Source organism: Thioalkalivibrio sp. ALJ3, from assembly GCF_000377205.1.
GTDB lineage: Bacteria > Pseudomonadota > Gammaproteobacteria > Ectothiorhodospirales > Ectothiorhodospiraceae > Thioalkalivibrio.
The window spans coordinates 1-19,580 of sequence record NZ_KB897912.1 but is presented as its reverse complement, the minus strand read 5'-3'; the positions used below and the strand labels follow the sequence as shown (position 1 = coordinate 19,580).

Annotated in this window: 18 protein-coding genes; 8 read left to right on the top strand and 10 right to left on the bottom strand. The window is 66.1% G+C overall.

The window, feature by feature from the left end; all coding sequences use genetic code 11:
- The first annotated feature begins 33 nt into the window (after positions 1-33).
- Entirely contained in the window at positions 34-1,191 is a 1,158-nt protein-coding gene (locus C935_RS0111975; RefSeq protein WP_018862735.1) for an MFS transporter, read from the top strand.
- Positions 1,192-1,209: 18 nt separating this feature from the next.
- Here C935_RS0111975 and C935_RS0111970 read toward each other — a convergent pair whose 3' ends face one another.
- Entirely contained in the window at positions 1,210-1,644 is a 435-nt protein-coding gene (locus C935_RS0111970) for an SRPBCC family protein (protein ID WP_018862734.1), read from the bottom strand.
- A gap of 122 nt (positions 1,645-1,766) precedes the next feature.
- Between C935_RS0111970 and C935_RS0111965 the strand changes: the two genes are divergently transcribed.
- Positions 1,767-2,216: a hypothetical protein gene (locus C935_RS0111965; RefSeq protein ID WP_018862733.1), complete on the top strand. Its 450-nt coding sequence runs from the start codon at positions 1,767-1,769 to the stop codon at positions 2,214-2,216.
- Between the two features lie 8 nt (positions 2,217-2,224).
- On the opposite strand, the gene C935_RS0111960 is transcribed toward C935_RS0111965, so the two are convergent.
- From C935_RS0111960 to C935_RS0111940, 5 genes are all read right to left on the bottom strand, one after another.
- Positions 2,225-2,650, bottom strand: a complete 426-nt coding sequence (locus C935_RS0111960; protein WP_018862732.1) for a DUF1841 family protein — start codon at positions 2,648-2,650, stop codon at positions 2,225-2,227.
- Positions 2,651-2,678: 28 nt separating this feature from the next.
- The gene (gene nth, locus C935_RS0111955; protein ID WP_018862731.1) at positions 2,679-3,326 is read right to left on the bottom strand and encodes an endonuclease III; all 648 of its coding nucleotides are present in this window, start codon (positions 3,324-3,326) and stop codon (positions 2,679-2,681) included.
- A gap of 66 nt (positions 3,327-3,392) precedes the next feature.
- Positions 3,393-3,830: a hypothetical protein gene (locus C935_RS0111950; protein WP_018862730.1), complete on the bottom strand. Its 438-nt coding sequence runs from the start codon at positions 3,828-3,830 to the stop codon at positions 3,393-3,395.
- Positions 3,831-3,921: 91 nt separating this feature from the next.
- On the bottom strand, positions 3,922-7,116 hold the full coding sequence (locus C935_RS0111945; RefSeq protein WP_018862729.1) for an efflux RND transporter permease subunit: 3,195 nt from the start codon (positions 7,114-7,116) through the stop codon (positions 3,922-3,924).
- Positions 7,109-8,428 carry an efflux RND transporter periplasmic adaptor subunit gene (locus C935_RS0111940; RefSeq protein WP_018862728.1) on the bottom strand — a complete coding sequence of 440 codons (1,320 nt, stop codon included), beginning with the start codon at positions 8,426-8,428 and terminating at the stop codon, positions 7,109-7,111. The genes C935_RS0111945 and C935_RS0111940 overlap by 8 nt, the downstream gene beginning before the upstream one ends.
- Positions 8,429-8,865: 437 nt before the next feature.
- On the opposite strand from C935_RS0111940, the gene C935_RS0111935 reads away from it, so the two are divergent.
- Positions 8,866-9,414: a copper chaperone PCu(A)C gene (locus C935_RS0111935; protein WP_018862727.1), complete on the top strand. Its 549-nt coding sequence runs from the start codon at positions 8,866-8,868 to the stop codon at positions 9,412-9,414.
- 23 nt (positions 9,415-9,437) lie between these two features.
- On the opposite strand, the gene C935_RS0111930 is transcribed toward C935_RS0111935, so the two are convergent.
- Both C935_RS0111930 and C935_RS0111925 read right to left on the bottom strand, forming a co-directional pair.
- A complete protein-coding gene (locus C935_RS0111930) occupies positions 9,438-10,307 on the bottom strand; it encodes a peptidylprolyl isomerase (protein ID WP_018862726.1) in 870 nt (289 codons plus the stop codon).
- Positions 10,308-10,309: 2 nt separating this feature from the next.
- The gene (locus C935_RS0111925; RefSeq protein ID WP_018862725.1) at positions 10,310-10,606 is read right to left on the bottom strand and encodes a YciI family protein; all 297 of its coding nucleotides are present in this window, start codon (positions 10,604-10,606) and stop codon (positions 10,310-10,312) included.
- A 111-nt stretch (positions 10,607-10,717) separates the two neighbouring features.
- Here C935_RS0111925 and C935_RS0111920 point away from each other — a divergent pair, with 111 nt between their 5' ends.
- The 5 genes from C935_RS0111920 to scpB are packed head-to-tail and all read left to right on the top strand — an operon-like array spanning position 10,718 to position 15,561.
- A complete protein-coding gene (locus C935_RS0111920; RefSeq protein WP_018862724.1) occupies positions 10,718-11,335 on the top strand; it encodes an L-threonylcarbamoyladenylate synthase in 618 nt (205 codons plus the stop codon).
- 26 nt (positions 11,336-11,361) lie between these two features.
- Complete coding sequence (locus tag C935_RS0111915; RefSeq protein WP_018862723.1) at positions 11,362-12,723, top strand: DUF945 family protein; 1,362 nt, start codon at positions 11,362-11,364, stop codon at positions 12,721-12,723.
- 44 nt (positions 12,724-12,767) lie between these two features.
- Entirely contained in the window at positions 12,768-13,988 is a 1,221-nt protein-coding gene (locus tag C935_RS0111910; protein WP_018862722.1) for a tryptophan--tRNA ligase, read from the top strand.
- A 32-nt stretch (positions 13,989-14,020) separates the two neighbouring features.
- A complete protein-coding gene (locus tag C935_RS0111905; RefSeq protein ID WP_018862721.1) occupies positions 14,021-14,878 on the top strand; it encodes a ScpA family protein in 858 nt (285 codons plus the stop codon).
- Positions 14,875-15,561, top strand: a complete 687-nt coding sequence (gene scpB, locus C935_RS0111900) for an SMC-Scp complex subunit ScpB (RefSeq protein WP_018862720.1) — start codon at positions 14,875-14,877, stop codon at positions 15,559-15,561. The genes C935_RS0111905 and scpB overlap by 4 nt, the downstream gene beginning before the upstream one ends.
- A gap of 670 nt (positions 15,562-16,231) precedes the next feature.
- Here scpB and C935_RS0111895 read toward each other — a convergent pair.
- Complete coding sequence (locus C935_RS0111895) at positions 16,232-17,902, bottom strand: Na/Pi cotransporter family protein (RefSeq protein WP_018862719.1); 1,671 nt, start codon at positions 17,900-17,902, stop codon at positions 16,232-16,234.
- 101 nt (positions 17,903-18,003) lie between these two features.
- Entirely contained in the window at positions 18,004-19,386 is a 1,383-nt protein-coding gene (locus C935_RS0111890) for a sodium-dependent transporter (protein ID WP_018862718.1), read from the bottom strand.
- Between the last annotated feature and the right edge of the window lie 194 nt (positions 19,387-19,580).

The following is a 19,580-nucleotide window of genomic DNA, read 5'->3' as shown; positions in this document are numbered from 1 at the left end:
CCGCCGTGCCCGTGCCTCCGGAGGTCCGCTCTGGTGATCCCCAGCGCACGCCTCTCCACGGTCTACTTTTTCTATTTCGCGAGCCTCGGCGCGTTCATGCCGTTCTGGGGCCCGTATCTGGCCGAGGCCGGCTTTAGCGGATCGCAGATCGGCGAGCTGATGGCGATCGTGCTCGCCACCAAGATCATCGCGCCCAACGTCTGGGGCTGGCTCGCGGATCGCGCCGGCGCGCACATGCCGATCACTCGTTGGGGGGCCTTTGGCGGTGTCGTCGCCTTTGCCGGGGTGTTGCTGTACACCGGCTACTGGTGGCTGGCCGTGGTGATGGCCGCCTTCAGCTTTTTCTGGAATGCAATCCTCCCGCAGTTCGAGGCCACCACCATGCGCACCCTGGGCCGCGATGCCCATCGCTACGCGCTGGTACGGCTCTGGGGGTCGGTCGGGTTTATCGTCGCGGTCGCGCTGCTGGGCTGGGCGTTCGACCATATCGACATCGCCTGGCTGCCCTGGATTGTCCTCGGGATCTTCGCCGCACTCTGGCTGGCGACGCTTTGGGTGCGCGAGCCGGTGCGCGATATGGAGCAGGACAACAATGTCCCGGCGCTGGTCGCGGTATTGAAGCGGCCCGAGGTGATCGCGCTGTTTCTGGCCTGCTTCTTCATGCAGGCGAGCCATGGGCCGTACTACGCGTTCTTCACGCTGTATCTGGAGGAGGCCGGATTCTCGCGGGCGGTGGCCGGGCAGTTGTGGGCGCTCGGAGTGGCGGCGGAGGTGGTCCTGTTCCTGCTGATGCCCAAGCTGATCCTGCGCTTCGGGGCGTGGTTTCTGGTATCCGTGGCACTGGTGCTGACCACCCTGCGCTGGGGGCTTCTGGCTGCGATACCCGACTCGTTGCCCATGCTGCTGTTCATCCAGGCGCTGCACGCGGCCAGCTATGGCGTGTATCACGCGGCCGCCATCTCGCTGATCCATTATTTCTTTCCGGGGCGGCTACAAGGGCGCGGACAGGCCCTGTACTCCTCCCTGGCATTCGGGATGGGGGGTGCGGCGGGGAGCCTGGTCGCGGGCTATCTGTGGGACGGAATCAGCCCGGCCTCGGTCTATGTGTTTGCAGCGTTTCTGGCGGCTGCCGGCTTGCTCGCCTCGGTGTACGGGGAGTGGCGGCACAAGACGCCGGTGCGCACGCTTTAGGGCGCGTCCTCCGGATTGTCAGGCGCGACCGTTCTCGACATCGAGGCGGTGCTGTACGCGGGTCATCAGCTGGCCGGACACGCGTTCGACCAGCGAGTGCGCGGCGCGGCGCACCGCGGCTTCGAGCAGCGGGCTGCCCAGGCGGTACTGCAACTCGAACTCCACCTGCGTGTGGCCGGGTTCGCCGGGGCTCAGGCGGTAGCTGCCGCGATTCTGGATGCCGCGGATCGAGCGCCACGCGAAGTACTCCGGGCGTTCGGCTTCGCAGACCTCCACATCGAAATGCAGCTTCATTCCCGCCGCGCGGATGGTCCAGCGGTAGCGCTCGTCCCCCAGCGGCTCGATATGCTCCACGTTGTCGCACAGATCGACAAAATTGGGCACGTGGCTCAACAGGTCGAAGACCTGCTCCGGCTTCGCGCGAAGAGAGGTATTGTGAGTAAGCTGACGCATCGTCCAGGCGCTGGGGAGAGTGAGCGGTACTTGCTGATCAGAGGCTCGCGCAGGCCAGGGGTTCCATGCAACCAGATCCACGGCGGGCTACGATGATGACTCATCCTCAACCGGCCACTGCGATGCCCGCCCCGCCTGCTGTCGACCACGACTTTCTCCAGCGTTTCCAGGCGGGCAGTACGGGCGTGTTGCACTGGAGCGATCTGGATGCCGTGTGGGCACGCTTGCGCGAGCAGGCGGACGATCACTGGTATATCTATGCGGTTGGGGAGTCGGTGCCCCCCGAGCCAGCGGCGCGCGCCGATTTTCTGCATTTCATCGAAGAGGTCGATCGGCTGCTGCGCCGCGACCACGACGAAGATTACTGCGGAATCGTCTATGTCGACGACCGTGATGCCCCCACTTTCGTGAAGATCTTTGATCCCAACCATCTGGGCGCCAGTTGTGGTTCTTCGGGCCTGCGGATTCTGCCCGGTTGGGTGCTCTCGCGGGTCCCTCCTGTGGATCTGCAAGCCGTGATGCCGCCAACCGGAAGCCGCCGGCGCTGGTGGCAGCGCCTGTTTGCGCGTTAGATCCGTCCCTAGCGCGCCGCGAGGCGCTGGATGCATTCGAGGTAGGCATTCTGGTCCGGCGGCGTGTTGTTGCGCTGGGCCTCCCACAGGGCCTGGCCCAGGCACTCCATCATCCGGTGCTCGGCATCCATCACGCCAAAACGGGCACACAGGCTCGCGTGTGCGGCCTGAATGCCAGTGGGGCGGTCAGTGCGAGCCTGGTCGCGCAGGCTCAGGTGCATGGCCATGTGCAGGAATGGATTGGAGGTGCCCAGTTCCGGCGGAAACTCGCCGGTCAGGGCAGTCTCGCGGTCCTTGATGAACTCGTGGTACTCGGGGTGTTCCGAGATCACGTCCACCAGCTGCTGTTCCAGGTCGGTCAACGTCTCGCCAGCTTGTGCCTTATGCCAGGCGTCGACGAACTGGGTGCGGATCTGGTCGCGGTTGCCGTACATGGGGTGTTCCTCGAAGGTATGGGGGCGTTCAGGCCCCGGCTGGGGGTGGCGTCTTCGCCTTGTATTCACACAGGTCCTCGATCGGACAGCGCCAGCATTCGGGCTTGCGGGCCTTGCAGACATAACGTCCATGCAGGATCAGCCAGTGATGGGCGTCCTGCAAATAGGGCTTCGGTGTTAGCCGCATCAGTCGCTTTTCGACGTCCAGCACGTTCTTGCCGGGCGCCAGTCCGGTGCGGTTGGCGACCCTGAAGATGTGGGTGTCCACTGCAATCGTCGGAATGCCGAATGCCGTATTCAGGATCACGTTGGCGGTCTTGCGCCCCACACCCGGAAGGGCCTCCAGCGATTTGCGGTCGCGTGGAACCTCGCTCCCGTGCTGTTCCACCAGGATGCGGCAGGTCTTGATCACGTTCTCGGCCTTGGCGTTGTACAGGCCGATGGTCTTGATGTGTTCCTTCAGCCCGTCGAGGCCCAGCGCGAGGATGGCCTCGGGCGTGTTGGCGACGGGGTAGAGGCGGCGGGTGGCCTTGTTCACGCCGACATCCGTGGCCTGGGCCGACAGGATGACCGCGATCAGTAGCTCGAAGGGGGTGTTGTACTCGAGCTCGGTGGTCGGCTCGGGGTTCGCCGCCTTCAGGCGTTCGAAGATGGCTTCACGCTTCGCGGCGTTCATTAAGCAGGTTTCCCTAAACAAACCGGCCCCGCAGGGCGGGGCCGGATGCTGCGGCGAGGGTGCCGGTCAGACGTGGCGGAACAGACCGACGTCCGGGGCCGCTTCGCGCGGGTTGGACTCGGCTTCCTTCTCCAGGTCCTTGATCAGCTTGGCGTGCTTCTCTTCGAGATCGTGCATCGCCTTTTCGTCCATCTTCGGGAAGATGACGTCACGGATGAACGAGCCCAGCTCGTCCAGGCAGCTCGGCCAGTACTTGCCGTTCAGATGGAACGAGTGGTGGGCATGGGTGCCCATCGGATAGCTGTCGAACTTGGTGATCATGGTGTAGGAGAGGTCGGCGTCCTTCTCGACGAAGTCCTTGGCCCAGTCGTACCACCACTTGTAGTACTTCTCCTGCAGGTCCTCGTTGAACCCGTGGTTTTCGAAAAAGGCGGCGATGGTGCCGCGCGGGGCGAGGCCGTAGCGCGTGCCGCGCTTACCAGCAAACGGGAAATGTCCAGCCATGCCAATCTCCTGGGACGTTTGGATTGCCGGGGCCGGGCCCCGGTGAAACGGAATTCGTGGCGCCGGAAGTTTACTCGCTGGCGAGCGAGAATCAAGAAACGGGTGCCTCGGTGGCCTCAGCACGCCCGAATCGACCCTCGTACAGACGCAGCAGGGCGGGGATCACGAACAGCACCAACAGGGTGGCGAAGGCCAGCCCGAAGACGATCGAGATCGCCATTGGGATCAGGAACTGGGCCTGCACCGAGCGCTCGAACAGCAGCGGGGTAAGACCGGCGATGGTGGTGACCGAGGTCAGGATGACCGCGCGCAGGCGCTGACAGGCGGCCTCCACGATGGCCTCGCGCAGGGCGAGGCCGGTTTCGCGCAATCCCTGGTAGAAGCTGACCAGGATAATCGAGTTGTTGACCACGATCCCGGTCAGCCCGAACAGGCCGAACAGCGACAGGATGGTGAGCTCCACACCCATCACCCAGTGCCCGAACAGCGCACCGAGGATCCCGAAGGGGATGATCGCCATCACGATCAGTGGCCAGCCCCAGGAGGCGAACACCCAGGCGAGCACGATGTACATCAGGCCAAGCGCCAGGATCAGGCCCATCTGCATGTCGGCAAAGGTCTCCTCCTGGTCGGCCGCGCGCCCCTCGAACGAGTACTCGACACCATAGCGGTTGGCCAGTTCGTCCAGTGGCCCGTCCTCGAGTGCCGCCCGGATACGGGCGGCGTTGTTGATCGCCCGGTCTACCTCGGTCGAAACCTGGATGGCCAGTCGTGTATCGGCGTGGCGCAGGGTCTCGAACCCCTGGCGCGAGCGCAATTCCACGACGTCGTCCAGTGGCACGAAGGCCCCGTCCGGGAGACGCAGGTTCAGCCGTTCCAGACTTTCGCTGCGGTGGCGTTCGCCATCCGGCAGACGCACGCGCACCTCCACTTCTTCCAGCCCATCCTGATAGAGCTGGGCAAGGTAGCCATCAAAGGCGTTGCGCAACTGTATCCCGACCGATTCGGTCGTCAGCCCGACCGCACGGCCCTCGGGCTTCACCTGAAACACGAACTGCTCGCGCCCGAACGGAGTGTCGTCGCTGGTGGCGAAGGTCCCGGGGAAGTCGTCCAGCATGTCGGCCAGCTCCAGCGCCGCCTCCTTCAGTACATGCGGGTCGTCCCCGGTCAGGCGGATATCGAGGTCCCGCCCGGGCGGGCCGGTCTGGCGCTCGTCGATGGAGAAGTTCTCGATGCCGGGGGCCTGCTGGATGCGGTCTTCCCATTCGCGGATGAACTCGCGGTTGCGCACGGTCCGTTCTTCCGGCGAGACCAGCTCCACCTGGATGTTGCCGAACTGCTCCCCCTTGGGTGCATTGCCATCGCCCGGGTCGATCCCCTTGCCGAGACGGGTCACGGAGGTGCGGACCAGATTGCCGCCCAGCGCCTCCTCGGTCTCCTCGAGGGCGCGTTCGGCGTGGATCAGGAACGACTCCACCCGCTCCGGCGGCGTGCCGGCGACGAAGTTCACCCCGGCGTTGACGATGGTGCCCTCGGGCGAGGGGAAGAAGGTGAAGCCGATGCGGCCACTGGCGGCCAGGCCAATGGCGAGAATCAGCGCGCCCACGGCCAGCGCCAGCGTGACACCCGCGTGGTCCACCGAGCGCGTAACGGCACGGCGGAACGGGCCGTTACGCAGATGTTCGAAGCCGGCATCGAAGCGTGCCCGCAGGCTGTTTTCGGGCGGTTCCTTCAGTCGGTGCATCACCCCCTTCAAGTGGGCCGGCAGGATCAGGAACGCGATCAGCAGGGTTGCCACGATCACGCAGATCACCACCAGCGGGATGTCGAACAGGATGTTGCCGATCACTCCGCCAATCAGCATCAGCGGCATGAAGGCGGCGACCGTGGTCAACGAGGCTGCAATCACCGGCCCGACCATGCGCCGGGCGCCGTCGCGCGCGGCCCGGCCCGCGTCCAGCCCGCGCTGGTGCAGGCTGTAGGCGTGCTCCGAGACCACGATCGCGTTGTCGACGATGATCCCCAGCGACATGATGAAGCCGAACAGCGAGATCATGTTGATCGAGCCACCCACGACCCACAGCACGACAAAGGCGGCGGTAAACGCGATCGGGATACCCAGCGCCACGCGCAGCGCGACATGTCGGTTGAGGAACAAAAACAGGATCCCCAGCACCAGCATCAGGCCGCCAAGGCCATTTTTCAGCAACAGGTTGATGCGCTCGGCCAGCAGTTCCCAGAAGGCATCCATCACCTGGACATCCACGCCCGGGGGCAGGGTGGGCCTGGTCGCCTCCAGCCAGTCCTCGAGGACGCGCGCGGCCTCCAGCGAGTCGCCCGTCTCCGAACGCAGCAGCTGCATCTCGATCGCGGGCTTGCCGTTGGCACGACTGCGCACCTCGCCATCGCGCGGGCGCAGTTCGATGTCGGCGATATCGCCCAGCCTGATTCGTCCCAGATCGGTGTCGCCACGCAGGATCAGCCGCTCGAAGCCGATAACGTCGCGCGCCTGCTCCAGACTGCGGATCTGACGCGCGGTATCGTCACGGCCGACCGAGCCGGCGGGGAAGTCCTGTGCCATCTCGCGGACCTGCGCACCGATCTGGTCCAGGGTCATATCCAGGCGGTAAAGCTCGCGGGCCGGCACCTGGATGGCCATCTCGTCTTCGGTCAGCCCGGTAAACTCGATCTGGGCGATGCCGGCATCCAGCAATTCCCGCTCGAACTGGCGTGCCAGCCGGCGCAGCTGCTGCGGGTCTTCCGGGCCGGTAATCAGCAGCCGCGCCACGGGTTCGTAGCGGATGATCCGTTTGACCACGGGGGTTTCGGCGTCTTCCGGCAGATTGCGCTGCTGGTCAACGCGGTCGTTGACCTGTTCGGCGGCCCGCGTCATGTCGGTGCCCGCTTCGAACTCCAGCGTGACCACGCCGACCCCCAGCGCGGAGGTCGAGGTCATGTTGCGCAGGCCGTCCACGGTGCGCAGGTCCTGTTCCAGCGGATCGATGATCGCCTGTTCCACGTCCTCCGCACTGGCCCCGCTCCAGACCACTTCCACGGTCATGAAGTCCAGCTCGAAGTTCGGGAAGAACTGGGTGTTCAGTTTGGTCAGTGCGAACGCCCCGGCCAACACCATCAGTGCGATCAGGAGATTCGCGGCCAGGCGGTGTTCCAGGAACAGCTGAATGGGACCGCGCGGTGGCTGGCCGTTGTCGCGTGTCCCCCCGCCGGGCATCGGGCGCTCGTCCGGGCCGTCGCCGGCGCGCTGGCCGGGATCGGCGTCAGCCATCGTTTGGATCCTGTTCCTCGTTGCTGCCGGAGGCGCGCGGGATCGCGGCATCGCGGTCCGGGCGTTCGCCAGGCTCCTCGACCTCGACCTTCAGTCCGTCCACGGCATTGGGCAGGCGGGTGGCGACCAGGATGTCGCCCGTCTCCAGATCCGGATGACGGATCAGCGCCCGGACGTCCCCGGCGTCGGTCACGAACTCGCCGAGGCGCTCGACCCGCAGCGACTGCATGCGGTCATCCACCACGCGGAATACCTGGTCACGGCCATAGAGGGCCTCGTAGGGCACGGCCACGCTGTCGGCCTCGGCCGGTAACCGCAGCGTCAGTTCGACGAAGCGGTTGAGGTTCAGCGCGGAATGCCCTTCGCGCACCTCGAAGATGCCGCGCGTGCCGGCCTCGCCCGCACGCGTTTCGCCTTCCAGGCGCGTCAGTTCGGTACGCACCGTCCGCCCGCCCACCCGGGCATGGGCGGTCAGCTGCTCGCCCGCGTCCAGCAGATCTTCGATGCGCGGGAGGATGTAGGCCGGGATGCTGGCGCGAATCTCCAGGTCGTCGAGCGCGAACAGGCGCACGAGCGGGTCGCCCGAGCGGGCGCGCTCGCCGGCTGCCACCTCGACCTCGACCACGCGGGCATCGAAGGGTGCGGTGATCGTGGTGCGCTCGAGATCGATGCGTGCCTGGTCCTCGGCAGCCCGTGCGCGCTCCAGGCGGGCCTCTGCCTGGGCCATGCGCATCGGGGCATCGGCCACCGCCTGTTCGCGGTTGTCCACCGTCAGGCTGGCCTGCTCCAGGGCCTCCCGGGCCGTGTCCACGTCGGTTTCGGAACCAAGATCGCGTTCACGCAGGTTCTGAGCCCGGCGCAGCCCACGCTCGGCGATCTCCAGGAGCTCGCGCTCGCGCACCAGGGCCTCGCGATCGAAGCGGGCACGGATCTCCTCGCTCTCCTTCGCTCCCTCGAGCTCACGGCGTTCGGCCGTGCGCTGGGCCAGCAGCAGTTCTGCCTCGCGCGGGTCGATGCGTACCAGGGTTTCGCCAGCCTCCATGTGCGCCCCGATCCGGGCCGGGACGGCCTCGATCTCGCCCTCCACGGCTGCGCGCAGCGTGGCCGTCTGGGCCGACGCGCTGCGCCCGTTCAGCAGGATGCCCGGGTGGTGTTCGCCGAGTTCGGCCACCAGCCCCTGCACCGGCCAGGTCCGTTCGGTGGCCTCTGGCGCAGGCGCCTCGGGGCCGGTCGCGCGCAATACGAGGAAGCCCACGATCGCGGCGGCGAGGATCAGCAAAGGGGGCAGGGCACGTCGAAGTAGGCGCGGCATCGTATTCTCGGTCGGATGGGGCAGGGCCGGTCGCTTGGAGGCACGTGGAGGGCGGAGGGTTCCTTCCCGGAGCGTCATTTTAAGCGAATTGTCTGTGTGCGCGACCCTGCCTCGCCGATGATCCCTGCTGGGTTAAGGAAACACTGATCAATGTACACACTCGCGTTGGTATCCCAGGTTTTCCGAGGCAAGACGCGTCGTGCAGCGGGTAGTGGTTCTACCCGCAAGCGGCGCAACGCAGGATCGGGGAACCTGGGGTACCAACCCCGGAGGGGCTCGGCCGCTTTTGCGCGGGAACGGCGTTGCGGCTCCCTTGTGCAGAATGACTGCACGGCAGTCACCGCGCCTTGTTCGCACGCAAAAGTGACTCGAGCGCGAGTGTGTACATTGATCAGTGTTTCCTTAGTATGCGGCCCGTCAGATGTTTGGAGAGAGCGATGACCAAATTTGGCGTATTACGACACCTCGGGGCCTTCGCCCTGGTCCTTGGCCTCGGTGTGGGTGGTGGCACCGCGATGGCCGACGACGAACCGAACGTGTGCGAATGCCTGGAAGGGCTGGAGATGGAAGGCACGCCGTGGGTGCGCCTGGTGCCGGGGGATACGACCGCCGGGTACCTGGAGCTGCGAAACACCGGCGAGTCCGACCGTCGAATCGTGGCCGCAGAGTCGCCGATTGCCGAGACCACCGAATTGCACGAGCACACCTATGAAGATGGCGTGATGCGCATGCGCGAGGTCGAGTACCTGGACCTGCCCGCGGGCGAGGCCCTGGTGCTGGAGCCGGGCGGCCTGCACCTGATGTTCATCGATCTGCACGAACCGTTGACGGCCGGTGACTGGGTCGCCGTGCGGGTGACCTTCGAGGACGGCGAGACGATGGATCTGCACATGCAGGTCCGCCGCGGCGAAGCCGAGGAGGGTGCCGGGCACGACCACATGGAACACGATGACGCGGGTCACGGGCACGGCGGTCACGGGCACTGACGAGCCCGCCCGAACGGGCCGAATCAGTTCTCCGGCCGGTTCGGGATCTCGATCGTCGCCTCGGCGCGCAGGGCCTCCAGCTTTTCCTGAATGGCGCGGCTTTCCAGGATCTCGATGATCTCGGCGCGCACCTCGTCCAGCGGCGGGACTTCAGCCTCGCGGGTGTCGTCCAGACGGATCAGGTGCCAGCCAAACTGTGACTGCACGGGCGCGTCGGTCGTCTCGCCGGGTTCCAGGGCCTCGGTGGCGGCCGCGAATTCCGGCACCATGCCATCGGGCGTGAACCAGCCCAGGTCTCCGCCCCGTGCGGCGGACCCCGGGTCGATGGAGTGCTCCTCGGCCAGCTCCGCAAAATCGGCCCCGTCGTCCAGTTGTGCCAGCAGCTCACGGGCGCTGTCCTCGTCCTCGACCAGGATGTGACGGGCGCGGTACTCGGTGCCGCGCAGGTACTCGACCTGGCGCTCGTATTCCGCTTCCACGTCCTCGTCGGTGATGTCCAGTTCCTCGGCGATGCGTTCCATCAGCGTGGAAGCCAGCAGGTTGGTCTCGACCATCTTCAGGATGCGCTGGATCTCGGGGTCGTCGCCCAGCCCGCGTTCCAATGCCTCCTGGCGCAGCAGCTCCAGGCTGATGACCTCGTCCAGTACGCCTTCGCCCTGCGCGGCCAGCCCCGGATCCTCGTCCATGCCGGCATAGGTGAACAGGTCGGCGCGGGTGATCGCGCGGCCGTTGACGATGGCGACGGTGTCCTCGTCATCGGTATCGGTGATGACTTCGTCGTTCTCGCTGGCCTCTTCGTCGGGCAGCGGCAGGCCCTCGTCGCCATTCCCGCAGGCGGCCAGAAGGCCCGCGAGGGCGAGGGCGGCAACGAACGTGGCGGAACGGGTACGCATGCTCAAAACACCTGCTTGAAGGGGCGAACATCCACCGAGGCATAGACCCCCGAGGCGACATAGGGATCGGCGTCGGCCCACTCGTGGGCGGCCTCAAGCGACGGAAACTCGGCCACGATCAGGCTGCCGGTGAAGCCGGCGGGGCCCGGGTCGTTGCTGTCGATCGCCGGTAACGGGCCGGCCAGGACCAGGCGGCCGGCCTCGTGCAGTGCCTGCAGGCGGGCTACGTGTTCCGGCCGTGCGGCCAGGCGGGCATCCAGCGAGTCGGGGGCATCCTGGCCCTGGATCATGTAGAGCATGAAGCGAGGTCTCCGTGGGTTGGAACGTGAATTCTAACGCAGCCGGGGCGCCTTATAAGCGGCGCCCACCATGCGCTACACTGCGCGCCTTGTCATCAGTGGCCCGACTTCATGATCGCGATACACCCCGAAAACCCGCAGCCCCGGCTGATCCGGCAAGTCCTGGAGCGGCTGCACGAGGGTGCCGTGATCGCGATCCCGACCGATGCCTGCTATGCCCTGGCCTGTCTGCCAGGCGACAAGGCGGGCGCCGACCGTATCCGCCGCATCCGCCAGGTCGACGAGACCCATCACCTCACGCTGCTGTGCCGGGATCTCTCGGAGCTCGGCGTCTATGCCAAGGTGGACAACACGGCCTTTCGCCTGATGAAGGGGCTGACACCCGGGCCCTATACCTTCATTTTGCCCGCTACGCGCGAGGTCCCACGCCGCCTGCAGCACCCCAAGCGACGCACCATTGGTCTGCGCGTTCCGGACAGCCGCATTGTCTCGTCGCTGCTGGAGGAGCTGGGGTCGCCGTTGATGACCGCGACCCTGCAGCTTCCGGGCGAGGATCTGCCGCTGAGCGAGCCCTGGGTGATCGACGAGCGGTTGTCGAAGGTCGTGGACGAGGTCGTTGATGGTGGGGCCGGTACCCTGGAGCCGACGAGCGTGATCGACCTTACCGGTGATGTGCCGGAGATCATCCGTCACGGGGTCGGCGACGTGGCGTTTCTTGAGGAAGCGTGAGGGCATGGAGACTCGGGAGAGGCGTGATGCGTAAGTGGGTTGTGCTGGTACTGGTGCTGTTGATCGTGGTCGCCGCCTGGCCGGTGTTTGTCGGCGGGCAGGTCGAGCGCAACGTGACCGAGGCCCAGCAGGCACGTATCGGCGAGGTGGATCTGCGCCACGAGATGGTCGAGTACCGGCGCAGCTATCGCACTGCCACCGCGCGCAGCGAGCTGACGCTCGACGACGGCGAGGCCGAGCTGGTTATCCCCCTGGAACACCGGGTGCGCCACGGGGTGCTCGGCGCGCGTGGCGAATCGAACGTGGACCTGGATGCGCTCGAGGCCCCGGAGGGCTCGCTCGCGGCCCATCTGCTGCGTGAGCTCGATCTGGTTGTGCAGACGCACGCCGGCATGGGTGGGCGTCTGACCACGCGTGTGCAGTTCGAGCCCCTGACGCTGGACCTGATGGAGGTTCCGGATGTGGCCGACCGTGTTGATAGCGAAGGGCCGCTGTGGCTCGAGCTGGATGCAGGCCAGGGGCGCTTTGCCTGGTCGGCGGAGCAACTGCTGCTGAGCCTGGACCTGCCGGCACTGCGTCTGCATGACGACGAGGCGGACCTGCGGATCGAGCAGGCCCGTTTTGCGACCGTGTTCGAACCGGACGCGGATGGCATCTACGGCCGCCTGCCGGATTACGAGGGCGGCCTGGCGGCCGCGCAGCTGCACTTTCGCGACGAGCAGGGCGAAATGGAGCTGACCCGGCCGCGGGTGAACGCCTTCCAGAAGACCAACAACGATCGCCTGGACAGCCGCCTCCGTCTGGAGATCGACGAAGTCCGCCTGCGCGAGGCGGATGCCGACGTGCTGGAACTCGAGACCGTAGATCTCCAGTTGGCGGTGCTGCGCTGGGATCGCCCGGCACTGTTGCAGATGATCCAGGACCTGGAGGCGCTGCAGGAGCGTGAACTCGAACGCGGGCAGCGCCTGGCGCTCGGCGGGTCGGTGATCACCGACGCGATCGAGCGCATGATCGAACACAGCCCAGCGGTCGAGCTGAAGGCCTCGTTCAATGAGTCCGCCGCACATCAGGTGGCCCTGGACACCGAGCTGGGCCTGCGCGGTGATGCGCGCGGCTTCCGCACCCGGCCGCTGGAGACGGTGGTACTGGACAGCGAACTGCGGCTCGGGCTGGAATGGGTGCGCGAGTTCGACGCGGCCTATCCCGACGCGGAGCTGGACCAGCGTCTCCATGCCCTGGCGGCCCAGGGCTGGTTGCAGCGTGACGCCGATGCTGAGCTCTGGCGCGGACACCTGACGATGGAGGATGGTCGCGTGTACGTGAATGAACGTGATCGCACAGCAGCCCTGCTGGGCATGCTGTTTGCCTTGTCGGGTGGAATGTTCTGAATCGTGCCCAACGAACCCCACGAATAACGGAGAAGGAACCACTCGTGACCAGCAACCAGGGAACGAACCAGCGCGTGATCTCGGGCATGCGCCCGACCGGCCGTCTGCATCTGGGCCATTATCACGGCGTCCTGAAAAACTGGATCGAGCTGCAGCACAACTACGAGTGCTTCTTCTTCGTCGCCGACTGGCACGCGCTGACCACGCACTACGAAGACCCGGGCGATCTGCAGCAGCATGTGACCGAGATGGTGATCGACTGGCTGGCGGCCGGGGTGAGCCCCGGCTCCGCGACGCTGTTCGTGCAGTCGCGTGTGCCGGAGCATGCGGAGCTGCACCTGTTGCTGTCGATGATTACCCCGCTCGGCTGGCTGGAGCGCGTGCCCACGTACAAGGACCAGCAGGAACAGCTGCGCGAGAAGGATCTGGCGACCTACGGTTTTCTGGGCTACCCCGTGCTGCAAAGTGCGGATGTGCTTGCCTATCGTGCCGGCATGGTCCCGGTCGGCGAGGATCAGGTCTCGCATCTGGAGGTGACGCGCGAGATCGCGCGTCGCTTCAACCATCTCTATGGTCGCGAGCCGGGGTTTGCGGAGAAGGCCGAGGCCGCGATCGATAAGATGGGCAAGAAGGCCGCCAAGCGCTACCGCGACCTGCGCAAGCGTTTCCAGGAGCACGGCGAGGACGAGGCGCTGGAAGTCGCCCGGGCGATGCTCGAGTCGCAGCAGAATATCTCGCTGGGGGATCGCGAACGACTGTTCGGCTACCTTGAAGGTGGTGGCAAGATCATCCTGCCGGAGCCTCAGGCCAGGCTCACGCCGACCGCGAAGATGCCGGGGCTGGACGGGCGCAAGATGTCCAAGAGCTACGGCAACACCATCAGCCTGCGCACCGAGCCGGCCGAGGTGGAAAAGCTGATCCGGACCATGCCGACGGATCCGGCGCGCGTGCGCCGTACCGATCCCGGCACGCCGGAAAAATGCCCGGTTTGGGACCTGCATCTGGTCTACACCGACGAGGCTAAGCGTGCCGAGCTGCACGAGGGCTGCACCTCGGCCGGGATCGGCTGCATCGACTGCAAGCGGCCGTTGATCGAAGAGGTGCAGGCGGAACTGGAGCCGATCCAGCAACGTGCCAAGGAGTATGCCGAGGACCCGGCGCTGGTGCGCTCGATCATTGTTGAGGGCTCCGAGGCCGCGCGTGAAGAGGCGCGCGAGACGTTGGAAGAGGTGCGCCGTGTGATGGGCCTGGACTACCTCCGATGACCCCATTCGGGAAGCTCCCACCGAGATGAGCCATGGACCCGCGCGATGAGCTGACGGACCTGGACAACCCCGCGACGGTCGAGACCGGAGCGGAAGGCGAGTTTGTCTATCGCGTGCATGGCGAGCCGGTGGCCGAGCTGCCAGCCGATTTGTATATCCCCCCGGATGCGCTGGAGGTCTTTCTCGAATCGTTCGAGGGCCCGCTGGATCTGCTGCTGTACCTGATCCGGCGGCAGAACCTCGACATCCTCGCCATCCCGATCGCCGAGATCACCCGTCAGTACATGGCGTATATAGAGGTCATGCGTGCACTGCGCCTGGAGCTGGCCGGCGAGTATCTGGTGATGGCGGCCCTGCTCGCCGAGATCAAGTCACGCATGCTGCTGCCGCGCCCGGTGCAGGCCGACGCGGACGAGGACACGGATCCGCGCATGGCGCTGATCCGGCAGTTGCAGGAATACGAACAGTTCAAGACCGCGGCCGAGCGGCTGGACGAGATCCCGCGCATGGACCGCGACGTGTACGCCGCCGCTGCCAGCGTCGAGGCTTTGGAAGGGCCGCCACCCCCGGCCCCGACGATGGACGAGCTGATGGAAGCCCTGGCCGCGGTGATGCATCGGGCCAGCCTCTCCGCACACCATCACATCTCCACCGAGCAGTTGTCGGTGCGCGAGCGCATGAGCAGTATCCTCGAGGTCCTGCACCCGGAGCGGTTTACCGACTTCGTCACGCTCCTGTTAGCCTCCGAAGGGCGCCAGGGCGTGGTGGTTTCGTTTCTCGCCGTGCTGGAACTGACCAAGTCCGGCCTGGTGGAGTGGGGCCAGAGCGAACCCTACAGCCCGATTCGCCTGCGCCGCCGTGGTGGCCGGCCGGACACGGAGGATGCATGAACGACGTCACCAGCCCTGACGCCCCGCAGGCCGCTACCGAGATCGACACCGACACGCTCGGCGCCATCGAACTCGCGATCGAGGCGGTCCTGTTCGCCGCCGCCGAGCCGGTCGCACCGCGCGACCTGAAGGCCGCCTGCGAGGACCTGGGCGAGATCGACCAGCAGACGCTGGATCAGGCGATTGCCCGGCTGCAGGACCGGTATGCGGATCGGGCCATCGAGCTGGTGCGCACCGCTGGCGGCTACCGCTTCCGCGTGCGGACGCGTTTTTCGGCCACGGTGCAGGCGGCGCAGCCCGAGCGCCCCGCGCGGCTGTCGCGTGCACTTCTGGAGACGCTTGCGATCATTGCCTATCGCCAGCCGGTGACGCGCGCCGAGATCGAGGCAGTACGTGGCGTGGCGGTCAGCTCCGGGATCATGCGTACCCTGCAGGAGCGCGAATGGGTACGCGTGGTGGGGCACAAGGAGGTGCCCGGCCGGCCTGCGCTGTATGCGACGACGCGGACGTTCCTCGACGACCTCGGCCTGAAGCGGCTGGAGGAGCTGCCGCCGCTCGATGCGATCCGCGATCTGGCGGATGTTGCCTCCGACGCAGGCTTCACGCTGGCACCGCCCGAGGACGACGGCAATGGTCAGCTCCGCCTCGAGTCTTCCCCCGAATCCGACGGCGAATCCCGCTAGCCGGCGGCGCTGGAACTCGCTACGCCTTCGGCTGCGCTCAGACAATCAGCGCCCTCGTTTCTATTTTGAATCGTCCGGCCTGTCCCGCCCTCCACAAGGGGCTCATATCGGGAGGGAAGGTCAAAACCGACGGTGTTCCCGCACCTGTCCTAAAGTCCCGAGCTGTAGGGTGCGTTGAGCGCAGCGAAACGCACCATGCCAACGTCGGGGCAACCCTGATGCGATTCGCTACGCTCATCAGCATCCTACGATGGGGTCTGGCGCCCGCTGGCGGGCGCGGCACGCCAGGGCCGCAGGCCGCGCGTGCCCAGGATGTCGGAACACCTAGTCTTCAACCATTGCCACGAACGTCTGGATCGCCGTTGTCTTGACCTTATCCCCCCGTATGCAGCCCCTTGCGGAAGGGTCCTCGGGACGGAAGAGAGGCGCTGACTGTCTGAGCGAAGCGAGTTTCAGCGCCGCCGGCCCGAGGGCCCTGGAGCAAGGTTCCCGGGCGGAATCCGGGTGCCCTTCTTTGGGTACTTTCTTGGGCAAGCAAGAAAGTACCTCGCGGCGCGCTCGCGAGTGAGCGCTCGGCAGTATGTGGACCGAAGGCACGTAAACATCGGATGACGAACCAGGCCCAGCCTCACGTGGCAATGAGCTTCGCCGTGTGATCAAAAATATGGCGTTAAGACTTGGTGGGGGCGGTGGCGGGTTCGGCCTCGTAGGAGGCCCCCTCCGGCGGCGTCAACAACAGCGCATAGCGCCGCAGGACCCAGATGCCTCGCTCGAACAGGCTGGTCGCGCCGAACACAGCGTCGCGTACGCTGCCCTCGAGATCGCTGGAGGCGAGCAGCCGTCGGCGGATCGAGTCCATGAGTTCTGAGCGGTCGTGGGTCAGCGACTGCAGCAGGGCGATGTCGTCGGCATCTCCGCTGCGCGCCGCGTCGGTCAGCGTCAGCAGCATCATGTGGAGGGTCTCGACCAGGTTGTGGGTCAGGGCACGGGCCTCCGCGGAGGCATCGGCATTGAGGGAACGCTCGATCTCCGTGGCGAGGTCGTTCAGCGTGTCTTCCAGCTGCAGCAGCAGCTGATTGCGGTTCTTCAGCACGATCGCATGATCGAGGGTGGCGCCACTCAGCGCGCCGGAGAGGATCTCGTCGAGAAACTGTTCCACGGCCTCGGTGACCTGCAGGTTGCCGCGATGCAACGCCAGGCGCTCGTGGCGGGCGCCGTCGCTGTCGTCGCGCACGCTGTCGAGATAGTCGGGCAGTCGCTTGAGCAGGCGCAACTGCTCCTTCTCCACCAGGACCAGTGCGGACCCGGCGTCTTTTTGGGCTCCTGCGTAAATGTAATGCGGCTTGCCCAGGGCCTCTTCCTCCGTTGGGGGCGCGGTGCGCTCCAGGAAGCGGGCAACGGGCCCGTGGACCGGGTGCATCGCCAGATCGCAGACGACCTGGTAGAGGATGTAGGCAAGCGCGATCTGCAGGCTGATGCCGATCGCGAGCGCTTCCAGGCCCGAGGTGATCAGCGGGACGCCGCCGTAGAACTCGATCCAGAACAGCGGCAGCAGCAGGAGAAGACCCAGCCCCTTGAGGATGAACTGATAAAGCGCCAGTTGGCGGCCCAGTCCCTTGTGCGAGGCGGCGAGGATCAGCGTGGACACACCCGTCCCGAAGCTTGCTCCATACACCACCATCAGGCCGTACTCGAGGTCGATGACGCCACTGGCGGCGAGTGCCATCGTGACGATGGTGATGCTGGACGCGGAGTGCGCGACGACCGCAAAGATCAGGCCGGTGGCGAACGCGATCAGCAAGGATTGCGCCGATAGCGACATCAGGCCGGTCATCCAGGTGAGCTCGCTCAGTGGTTTGGCGCCCTCCTTGATGAACATCAGGCCGAGGAACAGCAACCCGATACCGAGCATGGCGCGGATCAGGTGGCGTACACGGGCGGACTGGTCGCGGTCGAAGTAGAACAGCAGCCCGGTGATCCCGACCAGGATAAAGACCATCAGCGTCAGGTCGAGCGCGGCGATCAGGACCAGCAGCGAGGTCCCGAGATTGGCGTAGTTGATCACCGGCTGGGCACGCCGGGTATCGAGTACACCGGCGGTGACCAGCGAGATCAGCACGAAGATGACCGCGTGGATGCTTTGTGTGATGGCCCCGCCCACAAGACCCAGGAAGGCGGCGGCGCGGTTGGAGCCTGTCGCGCGCCCCACCAGGGCGCGCAGCCGCTGGTCCGCGAGCTGGCGCAGGTGCTCGCTGATCAGGCGAATGCCGACGAAGAACAGCCCGAGCCCGGCAAACAGCGTCGCCGCGATCTCGAAGGTGATCATCCACTCGCCGTTCATCCGCGCATTCTAACGGGGCCTTGTGCGGTCTGCGTCCTTGCCTGTTAGGTGCCCGTGACAGGCAGCACCGCGGCAGCGGCGCATCGGCGCCTCCAGTTGCCTCACGCGCCGGGAATCAGGCCGGTGAGCTGGAGAAAGACCAGGGCAATGGCCAGCGGCGCGACATAGCGCAGGAAGAGGCGCCAGACGTGGTAGGCGACGGGGCCCGTGGCGATCTCCTCGCGGGAGATGTCCGGCTTGATTACCCAGCCGACGAACACCGCGATCAGCAGTCCGCCCAGTGGCAGCAGGACGTTGATGGACAGGTGTTCGACAAGCTCGAAGACATTCGTGACCTCGCGCCCGAGGATCGACCATTCGAGTTGCGCCCAGCCAGCACCGGTGAAGGAGAACACGGTCGCCAGGCTGAGCAGCCAGATGGCGACCCCGCACCCGCTCGCCGCGACCCAGCGATTCAGGTGCAGGCGTTCCTCCAGCAGGTGTACGAAGGCCTGCACGTTCGTAATCATGGTGCTGAAGCCGGCGACGCTCAGCATCACGAAGAACAGGGTGGCCAGCAAGACACCAGCCGGGACCGCGGACAGTGACAGGGGCAGGGTCTGGAACATCAGGCCCGGGCCCTCGGCCGGGTCCAGCCCGAAGCCGAACACGACCGGGAAGATCGCGATCCCGGCGATGATCGCGATCAGGGTGTCGGCCAGGGCTACGCCGACGGCGGTGCGTGCAATCGAACTGTCGCTCGGCAGATAGGCACCGAACATCATCAGCACGCCGGCGGCGAGCGTCAGGGTGAAGAAGGCCTGGCCAATGGCGATCAGCACGGCACCCATGTCCAGTGCCGAAAAATCCGGCCGGAACATGAAGGCGAACGCCTTGGACGGATCGCCGACGGCCAGCGAGATCAGCGTGGTGACCAGCAGCAATAACAGCAACAGCGGCATCAGGATACGAACGCCGCGCTCCAGTCCCCGGCGCAGCCCGAACCCGACAATCACGAAGGCCCCGATCACGGCGACACTTGTCCACAGGATCATCTCTCCGGGATTGGCGGTCATTGAGGCGAAGATGGCCGCGACCTGGTCGGCGTCCGCTCCGGCGAACTGGCCACTCGCGGCCTTGCCGACATAGGCCAGTGACCAGCCGGCGATGACCACGTAGAAGCTCATAATCAGGAAGGCGGAGGCGAGACCCAGCCAGCCCACGACCTGCCAGGCCTCGCGCGCACCGGTTTCGCGCGCGACCCGGCGCGCGGCATAGCCGGGCGAGTGGCGTCCCCGTCGCCCGATCATGACCTCGGCCATCATCACCGGGACGCCGATGGCGGCGATCGCGGCCAGATAGACGAGCAGGAACGCCCCTCCCCCGTTCTCCCCGAGGACATAGGGAAACTTCCAGATGTTGCCGAGCCCGACCGCCGAGGCCGTGGCGGCGAGGAGAAAGGCGTAGCGGTGACCCCAGCGCTGTTCGGTGGCGGCGGGTTCCATGGGCGTCTCGGCTGCGGGGTTGTCGCGAAGGGTGCCCGTGGGGCACAGCCTAGGGAGACGCTGATTTAATCGCGCGTCCGCGCTCGAGTCGCTTTTGCGTGGGAACAAGGCGCGGTGACTGCCGTGCAGTCATTCTGCACAAGGGAGCCGCAACGCCGTTCCCGCGCAAAAGCGGCCGAGCCCCTGCTTTCAAT